This is a genomic window from Achromobacter xylosoxidans, from assembly GCF_001457475.1.
Lineage (GTDB): Bacteria > Pseudomonadota > Gammaproteobacteria > Burkholderiales > Burkholderiaceae_B > Achromobacter > Achromobacter xylosoxidans.
The window spans coordinates 6,351,993-6,368,405 of sequence record NZ_LN831029.1 but is presented as its reverse complement, the minus strand read 5'-3'; the positions used below and the strand labels follow the sequence as shown (position 1 = coordinate 6,368,405).

At 57.5% G+C, this 16,413-nt stretch carries 14 protein-coding genes and 1 other annotated feature; of the genes, 6 read left to right on the top strand and 8 right to left on the bottom strand.

Annotation, left to right across the window (positions count from 1 at the left end; genetic code table 11):
• Positions 1-9: 9 nt before the first annotated feature.
• The 6 genes from AT699_RS28685 to AT699_RS31780 all read right to left on the bottom strand — a co-directional run bounded on the left by AT699_RS28685 (position 10) and on the right by AT699_RS31780 (position 7,154).
• Positions 10-1,494: a SulP family inorganic anion transporter gene (locus AT699_RS28685; RefSeq protein ID WP_058207523.1), complete on the bottom strand. Its 1,485-nt coding sequence runs from the start codon at positions 1,492-1,494 to the stop codon at positions 10-12.
• Positions 1,495-1,579: 85 nt separating this feature from the next.
• Positions 1,580-1,634: a sequence feature (sul1 is cis-regulatory element that is thought to sense ions involved in sulfur or methionine metabolism; They are found in Alphaproteobacteria), on the bottom strand.
• Positions 1,635-1,984: 350 nt separating this feature from the next.
• Positions 1,985-3,172: a cyclopropane fatty acyl phospholipid synthase gene (gene cfa / locus AT699_RS28680; protein WP_081247799.1), complete on the bottom strand. Its 1,188-nt coding sequence runs from the start codon at positions 3,170-3,172 to the stop codon at positions 1,985-1,987.
• A 1-nt stretch (position 3,173) separates the two neighbouring features.
• The gene (locus tag AT699_RS28675) at positions 3,174-3,821 is read right to left on the bottom strand and encodes a class I SAM-dependent methyltransferase (RefSeq protein ID WP_062794044.1); all 648 of its coding nucleotides are present in this window, start codon (positions 3,819-3,821) and stop codon (positions 3,174-3,176) included.
• A gap of 50 nt (positions 3,822-3,871) precedes the next feature.
• Positions 3,872-4,213: a TraR/DksA family transcriptional regulator gene (locus tag AT699_RS31315; protein ID WP_081247800.1), complete on the bottom strand. Its 342-nt coding sequence runs from the start codon at positions 4,211-4,213 to the stop codon at positions 3,872-3,874.
• Entirely contained in the window at positions 4,206-5,816 is a 1,611-nt protein-coding gene (gene groEL / locus AT699_RS31310; RefSeq protein WP_158646896.1) for a chaperonin GroEL, read from the bottom strand. Before groEL ends, AT699_RS31315 begins: the two co-directional genes overlap by 8 nt.
• Before the next feature lie 423 nt (positions 5,817-6,239).
• The gene (locus tag AT699_RS31780) at positions 6,240-7,154 is read right to left on the bottom strand and encodes an NrtR DNA-binding winged helix domain-containing protein (protein WP_145964705.1); all 915 of its coding nucleotides are present in this window, start codon (positions 7,152-7,154) and stop codon (positions 6,240-6,242) included.
• A 332-nt stretch (positions 7,155-7,486) separates the two neighbouring features.
• Here AT699_RS31780 and AT699_RS31305 point away from each other — a divergent pair, with 332 nt between their 5' ends.
• Together AT699_RS31305 and AT699_RS31775 are read left to right on the top strand one after the other, a co-directional pair.
• Entirely contained in the window at positions 7,487-9,112 is a 1,626-nt protein-coding gene (locus AT699_RS31305) for a hypothetical protein (protein ID WP_158646895.1), read from the top strand.
• The gene (locus tag AT699_RS31775) at positions 9,102-9,578 is read left to right on the top strand and encodes a hypothetical protein (RefSeq protein WP_145964704.1); all 477 of its coding nucleotides are present in this window, start codon (positions 9,102-9,104) and stop codon (positions 9,576-9,578) included. Before AT699_RS31305 ends, AT699_RS31775 begins: the two co-directional genes overlap by 11 nt.
• A 29-nt stretch (positions 9,579-9,607) precedes the next feature.
• Here the strand turns inward: AT699_RS31775 and AT699_RS28665 are convergent, their stop codons facing one another.
• Together AT699_RS28665 and AT699_RS28660 are read right to left on the bottom strand one after the other, a co-directional pair.
• Positions 9,608-10,864 (bottom strand): MFS transporter, encoded by a 1,257-nt coding sequence (locus tag AT699_RS28665; RefSeq protein ID WP_062794045.1) that lies wholly within the window; start codon positions 10,862-10,864, stop codon positions 9,608-9,610.
• A gap of 42 nt (positions 10,865-10,906) precedes the next feature.
• Positions 10,907-12,511 (bottom strand): peptide chain release factor 3, encoded by a 1,605-nt coding sequence (locus AT699_RS28660; protein WP_058207519.1) that lies wholly within the window; start codon positions 12,509-12,511, stop codon positions 10,907-10,909.
• A 507-nt stretch (positions 12,512-13,018) separates the two neighbouring features.
• On the opposite strand from AT699_RS28660, the gene AT699_RS28655 reads away from it, so the two are divergent.
• The 4 genes from AT699_RS28655 to AT699_RS31770 all read left to right on the top strand — a co-directional run bounded on the left by AT699_RS28655 (position 13,019) and on the right by AT699_RS31770 (position 16,404).
• Positions 13,019-14,500 (top strand): SulP family inorganic anion transporter, encoded by a 1,482-nt coding sequence (locus AT699_RS28655; protein ID WP_058207518.1) that lies wholly within the window; start codon positions 13,019-13,021, stop codon positions 14,498-14,500.
• A gap of 10 nt (positions 14,501-14,510) precedes the next feature.
• On the top strand, positions 14,511-15,371 hold the full coding sequence (locus AT699_RS28650) for a universal stress protein (protein ID WP_058207517.1): 861 nt from the start codon (positions 14,511-14,513) through the stop codon (positions 15,369-15,371).
• A 92-nt stretch (positions 15,372-15,463) separates the two neighbouring features.
• Entirely contained in the window at positions 15,464-15,685 is a 222-nt protein-coding gene (locus AT699_RS32520; protein ID WP_081247803.1) for a cold-shock protein, read from the top strand.
• Between the two features lie 347 nt (positions 15,686-16,032).
• Entirely contained in the window at positions 16,033-16,404 is a 372-nt protein-coding gene (locus AT699_RS31770; RefSeq protein WP_145964703.1) for a hypothetical protein, read from the top strand.
• Positions 16,405-16,413 lie beyond the last annotated feature (9 nt).

Genomic DNA, 16,413 nt, shown 5'->3' with positions numbered 1-16,413 from the left:
ATCTGCTCCTTAGTGTCCCAACGACTTGGCGTCGGCGCCGGCTTTGTCGTGAACCGCAAACCGGCCAATCATCGTGGCGCTGGCGGCGTTCAGACCCACAACGTCAACGGTCGTGCCCTCGCGGCGCAGCTTGATCACGACCTTGTCCAGGGCGCCCACGGCAGAGATGTCCCAGAAGTGCGCGGCGGATACGTCCAGCACCACGTGGTCAACGACCTCCTTGAAATCGATGGCTTCGGCAAACCGTTCGGTGGACGCGAAAAACACCTGGCCCGAGTAGTAGTAGGTACGGGTGCGTCCGTCCTCCGACAAGGTTGAGGTGACCGCGAAGAGCCGCTTGACCTTGCCCGCGAAGAACACGCCGCTCAACAGCACCCCTGCCAGCACGCCCTGGGCAAGATCATGCGTCCAGACGACGACCACGACCGTGGCCAGCATGACCACCGACGACTGCCAGGGATGCGAACGCAGGTTGCGGATGGACCCCCAACTGAACGTGCCGATGGACACCATGATCATCACCGCGACCAGCGCCGGCATGGGAATACGAGCCACCAAGGGTCCCAGCACCACGATCAGGAACAGCAGGAAAGAACCCGCAACGAAGGTGGACAGCCGGGTCGAGCCGCCGGACTTCACGTTGATGACGGACTGGCCGATCATGGCGCAACCGCCCATGCCGCCAAAGAAGCCCGTCACGAAATTGGCGATGCCCTGACCCTTGCATTCGCGCCGCTTATTACTGGGCGTGTCAGTCAAGTCGTCCACGATCTGCGCGGTCATCATCGATTCCAGCAAACCCACCGCCGCCATGGTCAGCGAATACGGCAGAATGATCTGCAAGGTTTCAAGGGTGAAGGGCACGTTCGGAATCAGGAACGAGGGAAGGGCCGACGGCAGTTTGCCCATGTCGCCCACCGTGTTGACGGGCAGGCCCCAGTAAATCGAGATGATCGTCAGCACGATGATTGCGATCAAGGGCGATGGCACGGCCCGAGTGAGGCGAGGAAACAGATAAATGATCGCCAACCCGCCCGCCACCATCACGTAGGTGACCCACGTGACATTTGTCAACTGCGGCAACTGGGCGATAAAAATAAGGATTGCCAGTGCATTCACAAACCCGGTAATCACTGAGCGCGACACATATTGCATCAGCAGGTCAAGTCGAAGAAATCCGGCGGTTACCTGAAAGATTCCCATCAGGATGGTGGCGGCAAAGAGGTATTCGACGCCATGGCTCTTGACTAGAGGTACCACCAGCACGGCAATGGCGGCCGTAGCCGCCGAAATCATGCCGGGTCGGCCGCCCACTAAAGAGATGATTACCGCGATCGAGAACGATGCGTAGAGGCCAACTCTGGGATCTATTCCCGCGATGATTGAAAAGCCGATTGCTTCGGGAATGAGTGCAAGAGCAACAACGATGCCGGCGAGGACGTCGGCACGAGGGCTGGCCATCCATTCCTGGCGAAACGAGGAGAAAAAAGACATTGTTTGGCTAACCTGAAGTTAGCAAGCGATGCATCACACCGAGGGGGTATGTAGTCGGTCTCGGAGCGAGCGGTAATTCGCTTGGAGTTGTCCGAGGGATAGGCGCCCGGCCGAGCCACCCAGCAAACGCCGGGTCCACTAGTATCGCCATCGAAGCGATGCAGCATCCGTTGCAGATGCTGCGCGTCGCATTGTACACGAGTCGTGCGGCAGTTTCCCAACAAAGGACCAAGCCGTCATGAACAGAGCCTGCGGTTGCTGGACTGTGGAGGTCACCGACGTTGCGGGCGAGTACGAGGAAATGTGGTGGCTCCGCTTACGTGCGCCCGCAGCGACAATCCATGTGAGCCCAGCGGGACGGTCGGCATCCCAAACGTCGGCTTCGGGCCGCACTCCTGTATTTAGTGTTTGGCGACAATCGGCCAAGAGCAGTCCTTAAAAGCACTTCCTAAAGTGACTGTTTCACGCCAACAGCAGCGCCCAGGGTTCATTACGCAGGCGAAAGCGTTGGTCGGCTATAGCCGCCTTCTAGCCCCGCGCGTGTGAATACCCATTGCCACAACTGAATATCTCGCGCTCGGAATGCGCCCGCGCACGACAACAGGTAATAGCTCCACATTCGGTAGAACCTCGGGCCTAGGTCAGCTTGAAACCGAGGCCAAGCCAGTTCGAAGTTTCTATGCCACGCCATCAAGGTCTTGTCGTAATCCGCACCAAAATTATGCAGGTCTTCGGTCACGAAAAGACCCTCAGTGGCAGATCCAATCTGGGCGATAGAAGGGAGGTCGCCGTTTGGAAATATGTACTTGTCGATCCAGGGATCCGGTGTGGAGCCAGTCTGATTCTTGCCTATCGTATGCAACAGGAACAAGCCGTCGTCGTCAAGGCAGCGGTGCGCGACTTCCATAAAGGTCCGCAGATTTTTCCGCCCAACATGCTCGAACATGCCCACACTGGCGACACGGTCAAAGTGTTCATTTACCGTGCGGTAATCCTGTAGGCGGAACTCCAGCGGTAGTCCCGCGTAAGCTTGCCGCGCCCACTGTGCCTGCTCTTTAGAGATCGTTACACCCACGCACTGCACTCCGTAGTGCTTCGCGGCAAAACCCATCAAACTACCCCAGCCGCAACCGATATCCAACAAGCGCATCCCGGGCCGAAGATCTAGTTTCTTGCAGATCAGATCGAGCTTTTGTTCCTGCGCGGTTGCAAGATCGCTCGTACCTTCCCAGTAGCCGCAGGTATAAGTCATGCGTGGATCTAGCATCGCCGCGTAAAACTCGTTTCCCAAGTCATAGTGACGTTTTCCCACTTGCCACGCACGTCGCGCGCTTTGCCTATTGAGCAGTCGCACCGTAAGTGCGTGCACCAGTAGACGCCCAGGCACGACGCGTTGGTCCAGTCGGGCGCGCAGAACACGGTGAAAGAAGGCATCAAGCTGCTCGGCGTCCCAGGCGCCCTCCATGTAGGCTTCGCCCAGGCCAAGATTCCCTTTCGCCAAAACACGATCAAATACGCTTTCATCGTGCACCTGGATGTCCCACGGATTCGGCCCATTCACGGTTATGCCGGCCTCGGAAAGGAACGCACTCAAAATGTCATGTGCTCGCCGTATTGGCGGAGTGGCTACATGCGGAGAAAGTGCCGCTACGGTTTTGGAGGCTGTATTGTTCTTCATGCTACTCCGTCATTACTTCAAAAATTGCGATTTGAGTTGTGGGTTCCCACATTGAGTTTGACTGCCAGATACCTTCAAGGCATACCTTGTATCCCGTTCGACGGGCCACGCCTTGCGCCCATTTTTTGAAGCGCGCTTGGCGCCACTCGAACTTGTGCTCGGCATGGCGTCGATGCCGAGGGGAAAGCCCTTGCTCAAGGTCATAACCTTTGTTGGGAGTTGAGATCAGCAGGCGCTTTGGGCGATATCCGGCAAGAATCGTCTTCTCGATACGCGAAAGTCTGCGTGGGCAATAGTGCTCAAATGACTCCAGCATGACCGCGACGTCAACGTCCGAAAAGGCCACGTGAGAGTCTGCATATGACCCCGGCACAAGTTCTATCGCCGCCGACGGAGAAGGCGAAATCGACGACAGCGCCGCGCGGCAGATTCCGAGTCTGTGCTGGCTAACGTCCATGCCGATCACCTGTTCGAGCTGCTGCATTGAGGCGAGCGCCAGCAAGAGGTCTCCTTCGCCGCACCCAAGGTCCAGCACTCGTCGCGCCTCGACTATTTCAATGTAGTCCAGCACGAATTCGATACGCTTGCGGTGCAGATCACTCGGCCCAAGCGCTTCGTCGACGGGACCTTTATAAATTGGCGCGCGCAACCTTTACCTCGTGGCGACAATTGCGTACGGCGATCTATCGGCTCTCACGCTCATCCCGGTTCTCTGCATTCTTGACAGAAGACTGTCGCAGCATCCGCATTGAGCCGGTCGGGAGCAATATCGTCTCCACAACGGCAGCACAGTCCAAATGTGCCGTTTTCCACGCGTTGCAGCGCGGCAACGATTCTTCGTCGGCGTATGTCCAGACGTTCTTGATGGTCTAGTGCCATTGCTTGCTGTTGCATGGCATCCATTCTTGTCAAACGGCCAACGCTGGACTGGTCCAGTTGCACCACCGATGCGGCCTCTCTGGCATCCGCAAGCTGAGCGGTCAAGGCTTCCAGCTCTCGATCGAGGCGGTCCCAGAATACAGTTCGATTGAATTCAGTCATGTACTTCCCTTGTTCTTTCCAACTCGGCATGTGGCGCGTCCACGACTGCGCAGAAGGTGCCAAGCAAGGCGCCCGCGACGCCCGTTGCAACGCGCAAGGCGTTCACCACAACTGCGACACTGTCGATCACGTTGCGCGCGGCTAGATCGCCAAAGTCGCCGCGCTCCGCGTCGAAGCCGAAGGATCCCTCGCCCTGATCCACCGCATCCATAACGACGTGAGGCGCCTCGCCAGCATTGCTGGCAATTCGTAGCAACGGCTCAGCGAGAGCGACACGCAGAGCCTGGGCGCCGGCTGATTCGTCTGCAGACGCGTATTGCAAGTTGCTCAGAGCTGCTCGTGCCCGAACCAGCCCCACGCCAGCTCCCGGTACTACGCCTTCGGACATGGCGGCACGCAAAACCTTTAGGGTTCTCTCGGCCAGATGTAGGCGCATGTCGCCTCGTTGGTCATCCGGATCGGCTAAAGCCAAGATGCAGGCCTGGCGAGATAAGCGAGCGATGCGCGCTCCGATCCGCTCGCGTTGCGCAGGGTCGCGCGTGGCCTCTAGCGTTGCACGCATGATTTGAATGTGGCTTTTGACGGTGTCCTCTTCAGGAGGAAGCATGCCCACTGCCTGTGTCGAGCCCCGCCCAGATTCAAGGCGTTCAGCCATTCCCCATTGGTCTATGCGCAAGTCTCCGAGGGTCTGCCCTGCGAGGCGCTGGACGAGCGTTGCGCCGGTCAGAGTGGCGATGTCTTGCAGCCATTCGGACTGCGCGGCCTGAGGAACGCCGATCGCGCAGCAGTGCACCAAGCCCGACGTACGATTCGACAACAACATCGACAGAACTGGTGCGGCGATCGCAGGCGCAATGACCGCTAACGGCTGGGTCAGCGGAGCCGCGCGTTCCAGCAGCAGCGCCATGTCGTCCACGCTATCTAGTGGGTCTTGCGATACGACGATGTAGGGATTGTTCAGAACTACCATCCCACGCATCGCGTCCGAGGCGAACCGGGAGGATAAGGGGCCCGCGTTCCATCGCAGTCCCGTCGGGCGAAGCAATGTGTCTTGGCCGTGCTCTGCAACCTCTATCGTGATGGCACCCGGGTCCGGGCATTCAAGAACCGCTTGCGCCGCTAAGGTCGCGATTCCTTGGTCACCATACGAGACCGCCCACGCGAGCCGCTCAAGCGCCGGTAGTTGTCGGCATGGTTGCGCTGCATCGCGAAGTTGACCCACCGCCGCCTCCGTAGCGAGCTCAAGTCCCCGTCTTACTCGCGCCGGTTTTGCTCCAGTGACAATAGCCTTGACGCACTCGTGCAACATTGCGCTGGCCAGTAGCATCGCGGTCGTTGCCCCGTCTCCGACAAGATCCCTTGATTGTGCGCCTGCCTGCAATATGACTCGGGCGCCCTGATTTTCGAGAGCATCCTCAAGTTCGAGGGAACATGCTGCGTCGTAACCGTCCCGGGAAATCGTTGGCGCGCCATGAGCGCGTTCCAAAATGACCGGCCTACCTGCCGGGCCAAGCGTAACCGCCGCCAATCCGGCCATCAGTTCCGCACCGCGAGCGATGCGGATCAGTGCCTCGATACCAATGAAGATTTCTTTTTCTGCCATCGTGTAGTCCCCAATAGAGGTTGGATACACGGCATCCAGCAGGGATCGCGCCGAGCGCAGCCGCGTTCGAATCGCTATTCGTGGGGATGCCAAGAACCTGGACCTCGGAGCATCTCGCTCCGCATTGGAAGACGCAGCAGCCCTAGCGGGAGCCCGGTTGAAACGCGGGCAACCCAATGCAGGTCTACAACTAGCCGTGGTCTGATAGGAGGAGGGAAGGCGGGCGGCCATCAACGTGCACATGCACGATCAAGGCGAAAGCGAGGTGGGTGAAGTACCTGGCGAGAAAACCGCGTTGCGTTCCACATCGAGTCAGATACCGCCTTGGCAGGCAGTCTAGAACTGACGAACTTCCATAAGACGAGACCCAGGAAGGATGCGGAATGGTGTTTACATTGGCGTAAGCAGAACGCGGTCTTTGAGTTAATTGCTAATGATTCTATCAGATCGTGGACTCACCCGAAGGTGCGTCGCCTCATCGCACAAAGCCGTACGGATAGAAAACAACCGGGCAGGCCTGCCATGTCCATTGCGGGACGCGCTATGGCTCAGAGGCACGACATGCGGCTCAGCCCAGCGGCGGAAGTTCTGTTTGTGAACACGTCTTCCTAGAATGGCCTCCGCGATTAGCTGCAATTCTAGTAACGTAAACGAGGGCGGCGCAAAGCTGAAGAGCAAGGCGCGGCTGAACAATTTGGCGCGCACGCGGGAGACAGCGGTGGCCAGTATTCGGCGATGATCGTGCTCCATCGCTCTTCCAGCGCAGTCGCGTTCGATCAGTGTTCCGGTTTGCATGTCCGAAACCAAACCTGCTGCATGGAGCATCTGTAAACGTGAGAGCGCTTGGTCATCTCGCCAAGTGTGGGGCGGCAGACCGAACAAGCTCGCTATTCGATCGCGCAATTGAGCTTGCGGTACCGGGGACGGTGCATTGCTAAGCCACCGCTCTAAAGACGACAGCAACAAGTCGAAGTCGAAGGGTGAACCGGTGGTCACCGCTCGGCGATCCTCCCACGGTAAGTAGTCATACCAAGACTTCCACTTACGTTGCGGCGCCGTTATGGCGCGGACGACTGACAGATAGCTCACCGACAAGATGGGCGCATGCGGTTCCCCCGCGAGATGCCGTTCGGCATACGTATACAACTGTTCCACACTGCTAGGGGCCTCCAAGCAGCGTTCCAGCCAGGTATTGACCTGCGCAGTTAAAGAGGGAAAGTCCGCCGATATGCGAGTGCATGGCAGTGCCTCCGGGCTGCCCACGGTGAGCACAAGGGGTTGCTCCTGCGCGACGGTGTTGACAACAAAAATGATCTCCGGTGCGCCGACAAGACTCATACGCTATTGCTCCTAAACCCCTCGGCAAGGCAGCACAGTGCCTGCGCTAAAGAACCGGGGACGAAAGGTTCATCGGGCTATGTTTGCACCGATGTCGATGTGCTATGTAGAATAAACAAAACTATCTCTGTCATCCCATGTAAATTCCAATTTCACTCAGGCAAGACTCCCACTCTGGAGATTTCCCGCAGCGCTGAATCACGCATTCGGTGCCATGCTTGCTTCTGAAGTGATATGCGCGTTGTGCTAGCAATGCGCCGCTCGCCCTCTTTCCCTGGTAGCCGCTTGGTATGCGCTTCAGCTTCTGTTCCTCGTTAAAAGGAGAACGTTGCATGCGCACGCCCATTGAACGGGTGTTCAGTTATGGACAACTGTCATGTGTGCTTCAAACGGCCGATGTTGGCGGGCTTGCCAGCAACGCGGTCCGACTGAAGATAGACGATACGCTGCTGTTGGCAATGGTGACGCGTCGGGAGCCTGACTGGCTCGCGCCAGACGGCGTGACTTTGACGGTGGAGTATTACGAGTGCGTTGATGCGGTACACCGCATCCCCGGAGCCGACATGCGGCGCGAGGGCGGAATGACTCCACGCGAAAGCGATATAGCACGCACTGTCCATCGTGCGATCCAAGCTTGTATTGCTCCGCAGTGCCAGGATGAAATCCAGGTAGTTATTCACGTGCCATCTGCGGAGCCTGGATGCGATGTGGAACTTGGCGCATTGTTGGCGTCGTCGGCCGCGTTGCGCCTATCCAGTGTGCCCATCATTGCAACGCCAAGCGCGGCCAGGGTTGCACTGTCGAAAGGACGTTTCTCGCTTAACCCTAGCGCCGATATTCGCCTGCAGGCGGACCTAACGGTTCTGGCGGCAGGAACCGCGCCAGCACTATCCATGGTTAATGCGCAAGCGGCTGAAATGCCTGAAGATGTCGTCATAGATGCAATTGCCTTCGCGCACCTGCAGCTGCAAGTGTGCATTCGGGAAATAGACGCCTTGGCCGAACAGGTGGGCTTGCACAATACGGCAAAGCAACCGCTTGCTCCGCATCGCTATCCGCTGTTTCGTGCGCTGGAGGCTTTGCGCACGGCAGTGCGCATCGAAGATGTGGCCTATGCGCGAATGGTCGCAGTGAAGGCGTTCGACGCCCAACTGGTTCGTTCCCGTTTATTGGGCGGCGGGTTGCGGACTGAAGGCAGGCGCGCGCTTCACCTGCGCAAGTTATCGTCTCGTTGCGGCGTACTTCCCGAGGCACATGGTTCTGCTCTCGTCTCGCAAATGCAGAACCAAACGCTGTGCTCGGTCACCCTCGGAAACGGCCGCGGACTTCGATGGCCGAGCATCCCCTTGAACCGGTCGAGGGAGCGACTACTCGTCCATGTCGAGAGGTCCGCATTCGCGCCGGGAAAACTGGAACGTGTTCGCCTGATCGGACATTTTGATTCGCAATTGGCGGCATTTATCAGGAGTGCCCTGGCACCTGTAATGCCGACGAAGGCGGACTATCCCAAAGCTTGCCGGCTTACGCTAGTGGTGCGCGAATCCACTGACTTGATTCCGATGCATAGTGTGTGCGCGGCGAGCCTTGCGTTGCAAGACGCCGGCGTGCCTCTGCGCCGCCCTGTCGTGGGCGTTAGTGTTGGTGCGCTACATAACCACCTGCGCAACTATGTGATGCTTGATGCGATTGGGCCGGAACAGGTTGCGCTGAATGTGCAGGCAAGGATGGCAGGCACAAGCATAGGTGTGACCGCTCTGCAATTGGACTTTCGTTCGGCCACCCCGCTGGCTGTTCTACATGAACTTCTGGCGAGAGCCCGCGACGCCCGCGAGGATCTGACCAAGCAACTACCGACCTCGTCGCGGTCACCCTCTTCCGTTCTCGGTGCGGAAATGGACGCATTCACGCGGATGAACCGAGTCCCTGTGGACACACGTGGAGACACCAATGCTCATTGATATTCCGGACGCTCTATATGCAGCAGCAGTGAACAACCGAGGCAAGCATTTTTCCCGTCCCGAACAACTACTAGCGTATTGGTCGGCCCTCGGTAAATCTTGTATAGAAAACCCAAATGTCAGTCCGACACTGATTTCCCAACTATTGCTCTCGCAGATGACCGAGCAATCTGATCTTTCGTGGCATACACGCACTTTGAATGGCGAGAGACTGGTTGCCGAGTCCGAAGCCTATCGATGCGAGGTCATGACATTGCCGGAAGAAGCCAGGGCAGTATGCGAGCGGGCGCTGCAACAGCTTGCCAGTCACCCGGGTGCAGGCATACGCCTGTTCGGAGAGCTGTCGTGCTTTTCATTGTTTCAGTGGGCCGAGTATGGCCAGCTGGTGCAGATCGGATATGTCCGGGGTGGCAAGCGCGTGGAGATTCTGCTGGCAGGATTGTGCCGTCAGTATGTCGGTGTTTGAGAGTCCGATCTCAGTGGGGATTGATGTCGCTAGCTTTTGTGGCCCACCGATGCGGCGGCGTCGGTGGGCCTTCTTGAAAGCCGCCACGCTAGAGAGCTTGCCAGTAAGCAATAGACGGCACAAGCCAGAGCTTGATGAGCCAGCAAAACGCCCGCATCGATCAACAATCCAAGCAGCAGGGGCGAAGCGCCGGTCGCCAACACATTCATCGACTCCACGGTAGCGCGCACCGAGGCCAATCGGCTTGGACCGAAGACTTCCACCCAAAAGGCCGTCGCCAGGACATTGACCAGGGCTGAGGAAACGCCGAATAGCGCGAAATACGGAATCGCGACCCATTCACCGCCCAGCATCGCAACCGACAGGAGCGCAACTGTCTGTGGCAAAAGCACAACCGGCAGCACTCTGCTAGCTGCAAATCGATCAATCAACGGGCCGGCCGCAAGCATGGCTGCAACGCGGGCTAGCGCATAGGCGACAAACGCCGTGGCGACCCAGGACATCGACCACTTCATCTCCGAGGCTAGACGAACCTGGTGAAAGAAAAACCCCGTGGATATGAAGGGCGAAGCCATGATCGCCGGCATGGAGAGTTGAAACCGGCGATCCCGCCAAAGTGGCATCGCAACGCTACCTGGCTCGGGCCTTTGGTGGATACGGCCCCTTGCCTCGTCGATGCTCGTGCGAGCCAAGTCTTTCTGTATTTTTGTTGGTTCCCTCAACAGGCGTAGCGCGAACAACACAAGCAGCAGCAGCCCGCCTCCAACCAGGATCCAGGTGTTACGCCAACCGATGCTCGAGATCGCATATACCGTTACGATCGGCAAAATCGCCTCGCCGAGCGGCAGCCCAAGCGCGACGATGCTGATAGCCTTGCCTCGATTCGCGGAGAAAGAACGCGCTGTGGAGGTTAACGCGGTGTGTACCATCAGGCCCTGGCCGCACAGCCTAAGCAGGAAAAATGCCGCGACGAGCGACAACGGACCCGTGCTCAAGTACATCATCAGGCATCCGAAGGCCAACGTTGAAGCGATTGCCAAGGTGAAACGTTGGACGGTAGTCCTGTCGAGCCATCGGCCGACGCGGCTGAGGGTTAGCGCGCTAATTACGGTGGCTCCCGCATACAGTGCCCCCAAGGAGCCATCCGTCAGCCCGAACTCGCTGCGAAGGCTGACGCTGAAGATGGCGATGAAGTAGGTTTGCCCCAGGCTGGATGCAAGCATGAGCGACATGCCGAACGCCAGCGGATTCGGGAAATCAGCCAGGAAGCGAATGTAGTTTTTCAAAGAAGCACCATGTGTTCCGCTTCATGGGGAGGCCCGACGGGATTAGAACTGGGTAAGGGCAACTTGGCCAATACTCTCGCGCATGTGATGAAAACGGATCTTGGGCCATTGTTCGCTCATAACGTCCACTTCAGACCGAGTTTTGAACAGGTAGGCAGGCGCTTGAACCGCATCTCGATAAACCCGTCCGGCGTGGTTAGAGATGAACCTGGCGAGCTCGTCGGGATTTTCCGCAGAGATCCAGCGTGCCGTCCGGAAAGCCGTCTCATGCAATCGGGCCCGCACCCCGTATTCGTGCTGCAGCCGCTCCAGCGCAACATCGAACTGCAATTCGCCGAAAGCGCCAAGCAACACCGAGGCGCCGGATGGGTCCCGAAATACCTGAATCGCGCCCTCCTGTCCGAGTTGAAGCAGAGCGGACTTCAACTGCTTCACCTTCATTGGATCGTCGATGTCGACGCGCTTGAATATCTCGGGAGCAAAGAAAGGCAACCCAAGAAAATGCAGTGATTCGCCCGAGGTGAGTGTGTCGCCAAGCTGCAGCGCTCCGTGATTCGGCAACCCTACAATATCGCCCGGGTAGGCCTGATCGATAGCCTCTCTGCGCTGCGAGAGGAACGACACCGGCGCGCCAGCTCGTATCGTTTTTCCAGTGCGCGTCACTAGATACTTGGCATCCCGGCAGAATCGGCCTGAGCAGACACGAATAAACGCGATCCTATCGCGATGTAAGGGGTCCATGTTTGCCTGGATCTTGAACACCACCCCCGTGAATTCTGGTTCAATTGCTTCCACTGTGCGCTCAAGCGTCGGCCGAAACTGAGGGGCAGGAGCGATATCAACCAACGCATCCAAAACTTCCTGAACGCCAAAGTTGTTCACGGCAGAACCAAAAAACAAAGGGCTTTGTCTTCCCTCATGGAACTCGGTTCGCGAAAACACCGGGGCGGATGCCAACACCAGCTCGAGTTCGGTCCGTGCGTCACGGGTGGCCTCATCGAGCGACGCATCGGCGACTTCACGAACGTCGTAGATTGCGTCGGGCGAGATGAGCTTGTCGTGCCATCCTGGCGAAAACGTCTTCACCGTTGCGCGCGCGGGGTCAATGACGCCGTGAAAGTTGCGGCCCATTCCAATGGGCCAGGAAAAAGGAACAAGGGGAATCCCGAGCACGCGCTCCAACTCATCAACGAGCTCCAATGGGTAACGCACCTCGCGGTCCATTTTGTTGACGAAAGTGATTATCGGAGTCTTCCGGGCGCGGCAAACCTCAATCAGGCGCAGGGTCTGAGCCTCTACGCCATTCGCGGCGTCAATGATCATCAAAGCCGCATCCACGGCGGTCAGGACACGATAGGTATCTTCGGAAAAGTCCTGATGACCCGGGGTGTCAAGTAGATTGAGAACATGGCCGCGGTACTCCATCTGCATCACCGAGCTAGCGACAGAAATTCCGCGCTGCTTCTCAATGTCCATCCAGTCCGAGATCGCGTGGCGCCTGCCTTTGCGAGCCTTCACACTCCCCGCAATGTGAATCGCCCCGGAGTGAAGCAGTAGTTTTTCAGTAAGCGTGGTCTTGCCAGCGTCTGGATGCGAAATAATAGCGAACGTGCGGCGACGTGCGCGCTCTTGTTGCAAAGTGAGCATAGCGCTCCTCCTCGACGGACCGTAGTCGGGACCGACAAGACAATCGCTACTGCGCCGCAGCGTTATGCGGACGCCACGCAATCGTCAACCGACCCAGCCCGAATACACTGAATTCCGCCGATACCGTCACAACGAACCATCAAACGCTAAGCGCAAATTCGCGCCAAACCGGCGACTAATCGGCGGGGCTGCTGGGAGGGGGAGTGGCTTACATCGGCAAGGGAGGTGGGAAGGGAGTGCTTGCTAAACGCATGGGTCCATGAAAACTGCTATCATGATGCGCTCCAACGTCTCACTCTAGACGACATTATCCAATGTAGCAAACCGTCCAACGTGGCTCTGTCCACGTTCCGCGTCCAGTTTTTCCTTCAGCGCCGCAAGTAGGCCGCTGTACTTTCCGTTTACCCGTCCGTAGAAGAACCCCCGTGGTTCTGCTGTCAACCCGCGCGCACGCCTCTCATGGCAGTTGTGCTTGTTGCGCCTGTGCGGACTCATTGCAAGCATCCAATGTCTCTAAAAAAAATCCGAGAAGAATGGTTCTCAAACATCCGCGGCGATGTGCTGGCGGGCATCGTTGTGGCGCTCGCGTTAATTCCCGAAGCGATCGCGTTTTCAATTATTGCGGGGGTCGATCCAAAGGTTGGCCTCTATGCGTCTTTCTGTATCTCCGTCGTTATTGCTATTGCCGGCGGCAGGCCTGGCATGATTTCAGCCGCAACGGGCGCCATGGCTTTGCTAATGGTTACCCTCGTGAAAGACCATGGCCTGCAATATTTGCTGGCGGCCACGTTGCTGACCGGCGTACTTCAGATTCTTGCTGGAGCATTGCGCTTGGGTGTGCTGATGCGCTTTGTCTCGCGATCGGTTGTAACGGGCTTTGTAAACGCTTTGGCTATCTTGATTTTCCTGGCCCAGCTACCTGAACTGACAAACGTCAGTTGGATCGTGTACGCGATGACAGCCGCAGGATTGGGGATCATCTATCTGTTCCCCTATGTGACCAAGGCGATTCCCTCACCTCTCATTTGCATCGTCGTTCTGACGGGTGTATCCATGTTCATGGGGCTGGACATTCGTACTGTCGGAGATATGGGTGAATTGCCTGACAGTCTGCCCATGTTCCTGATTCCAGACGTGCCGTTCAATCTGGAGACCCTACAGATCATTTTCCCGTATGCGGCCACTTTGACCGTCGTGGGGCTGCTTGAATCAATGATGACCGCTTCCATTGTTGATGAGCTAACGGACACAACCAGCAACCGCAACCGCGAATGCGCTGGCCAAGGGATTGCCAATATCGCCTCTGGTTTCCTGGGTGGGATGGCAGGTTGCGCGATGATCGGCCAGTCCGTCATCAACGTGAAGTCCGGCGGTCGAGGCCGCTTGTCGTCCTTTGCCGCTGGCGTGATCCTGCTGATAATGGTTGTGTTCCTGGGACCTTGGGTTAAGCAGATTCCCATGGCTGCACTGGTCGCCGTCATGATCATGGTGGCGATCGGCACGTTCAACTGGGCATCAATCAAGGGGCTTGCTCAACACCCGAAGACCTCCAGCATCGTGATGGTGGCTACAGTTATTGTGGTGGTCGGTACGCATGATCTGGCAAAGGGCGTGCTTGTTGGCGTGCTCCTGAGCGGAATTTTCTTTGCTCACAAGGTCGGACGCGTGCTGCGCATTACTTCCGAAATCCGCGAAGAAGGGGCGGTGCGGGCGTACACGGTCGTTGGCCAGGTGTTCTTCGCCTCTGCCGAGAACTTTGTGAAGTCCTTCGATTTCAAAGAAGTGATAGAACGCGTGCAGATTGATGTCAGCCGCGCGCGATTCTGGGACATTTCCGCGGTTGGCGCGCTTGACACGGCGGTACTCAAATTCCGTCGGGAAGGGGCGGAAGTAGAAGTCATCGGCATGGACGAGGCCAGCACCACACTTGTCGATCGATTTGCCATTCACGACAAGCCCGACGCAATGGACAGGCTGATGGGCCACTAAGGAGGAAAACATGGAAAAAATAATCGCATGTATCGATGGAACCGCCCGGTCAACGGCCGTTTGTGATTACGCCGTGTGGTCATCCATGCGCCTGCAAGCGCCCCTGCAATTTCTGCACGTGCTCGATCGTCATCCGGAGCGAGCCGCCGTCAGCGACTATAGCGGCGCCATTGGGTTCGACGCGCAGGAACATCTGCTTCAAGAGCTGACGTCCCTGGACGAGCAGCGCAGCAAGCTCGCCCAACAACATGGACGACAGATTCTGCAAGCCGCGCGAGAGCGCGCCATGGTGGCGGGCGCCGAGAATATAGATACGCTACAGCGCCACGGATCCCTTGTGGAAACGCTTGTCGAGTTCCAGGCGACCACGCGCTTGGTGGTTGTGGGTCAGCATATCGCCCCTGCTCACGAAAGCCCATCAATTTGGCATATCGATCATCACGCCGAGCGCGTCGTGCGTACGATTCAGCGCCCTGTGTTAGCGGTGGGCGGAAAGTTCGTTGCGCCTCGCCGTTTCCTTCTCGCGTTTGACGGGAGCCCAGCGGGTCGCAAAATGGTGGAAACCGTTGCCACCAGCCCTTTTTTGCAAGGCTTGGCCGGCCGCGTGATCATCGCCGACGAAGACACACCCAATATCCGTGATCAGGTGCAGTGGGCCAGCAAAACGCTGGAGGAAGCTGGATTCGATATTGACACTGCGATCGTAGCGGGTGAGCCAGAGAAAGTGATTACCGCGCAAGTTTCAGAGAGCAATTGCGATCTGCTCGTGATGGGCGCTTATGGGCATTCTCGAATTCGCCACATGATCCTGGGAAGCACAACAGCGACGATGTTGAGAACAAGCTCGGTGCCGGTATTGATTATTCGGTAATGGTTCGCCGATGTTGAATGGGTGCCGGCCGGAGGCCGGACCCCATCTGAGTTCGACATGAAGGCTGGCGGCATTATCCGGAGAGGGCACCCATGATTACAGGGACAGTGAAATTCGTAGCACGGTCCGGGCTATTTGGGATGATTTCACGAGACGACCGGCTGCCGAAGGTATACGTCTCACTGCAGGAATTGCAGCGCGCTGGGGGCAAAGCACTCAAGAAGGGGCAGCGCTTCGGTTTCGAATTGTGCTCGCCTGAAACTGAAGCTCGACCTCAAGCGGTCAAATTGTGTTTTCTAGAACAAGGCGAATGAGCGGCACTTACCATCCATAAGGCGGCCAAGCCGAGGGTTGTACGTTGCCCCGCAGATTCGGTACGCCGCCACACCAGGTCGTTGGCGATCGCATTCCCTAAGTGAGGAAGGTCGTCGGTCCCTTCAAACTGGCGTCATGGACGCTTTCAGGAGCATAGATGACATCGAAACCGCCTTACCTGCGCGCTGGGCACACGGACAGACAGTCGGCTATTGAAAACGAGGCGTCGCATGGGTGGATCATGCCCGGATCCCTACGATTGGGACGTCAATACATTGGCAGGCAGCCTCGGACTGATTTGCTTCGCTTGCACGCCTTGGAAGCGCCCCGTGCTGGCCACACGGCGATGCATCTCAACGCCGAGCTGCCGGCGTTGTATCGATATACTTTTCAGCCCGGTAGTGGCAGGCATCCTACGCTGGTTGACGTATGGCACTGCGATACCGTGCCTGCTAGCGTAGAGCATTGCCAACCTCCTTATTACCTCGCTCTAATACATCCGCCAAATCTTGTGCGCTCGCTGCATGAGATCGGGTTTGTCTTTTTCTATGAGCGCTCTGAACTGATAGCAAGGAAAGGGTTTACTTCCTTCCCCCTCGGCGTGGGCGATGCCACGCCATGGGGAAAAGTTACAGAGACTGACCGCATTTATGCCGAATCCCTCGTGTCATACCGTGAAAAGCAGAGCGATTTCAGCCTAGAGGTGGACGAAGCATGAACATCAGCG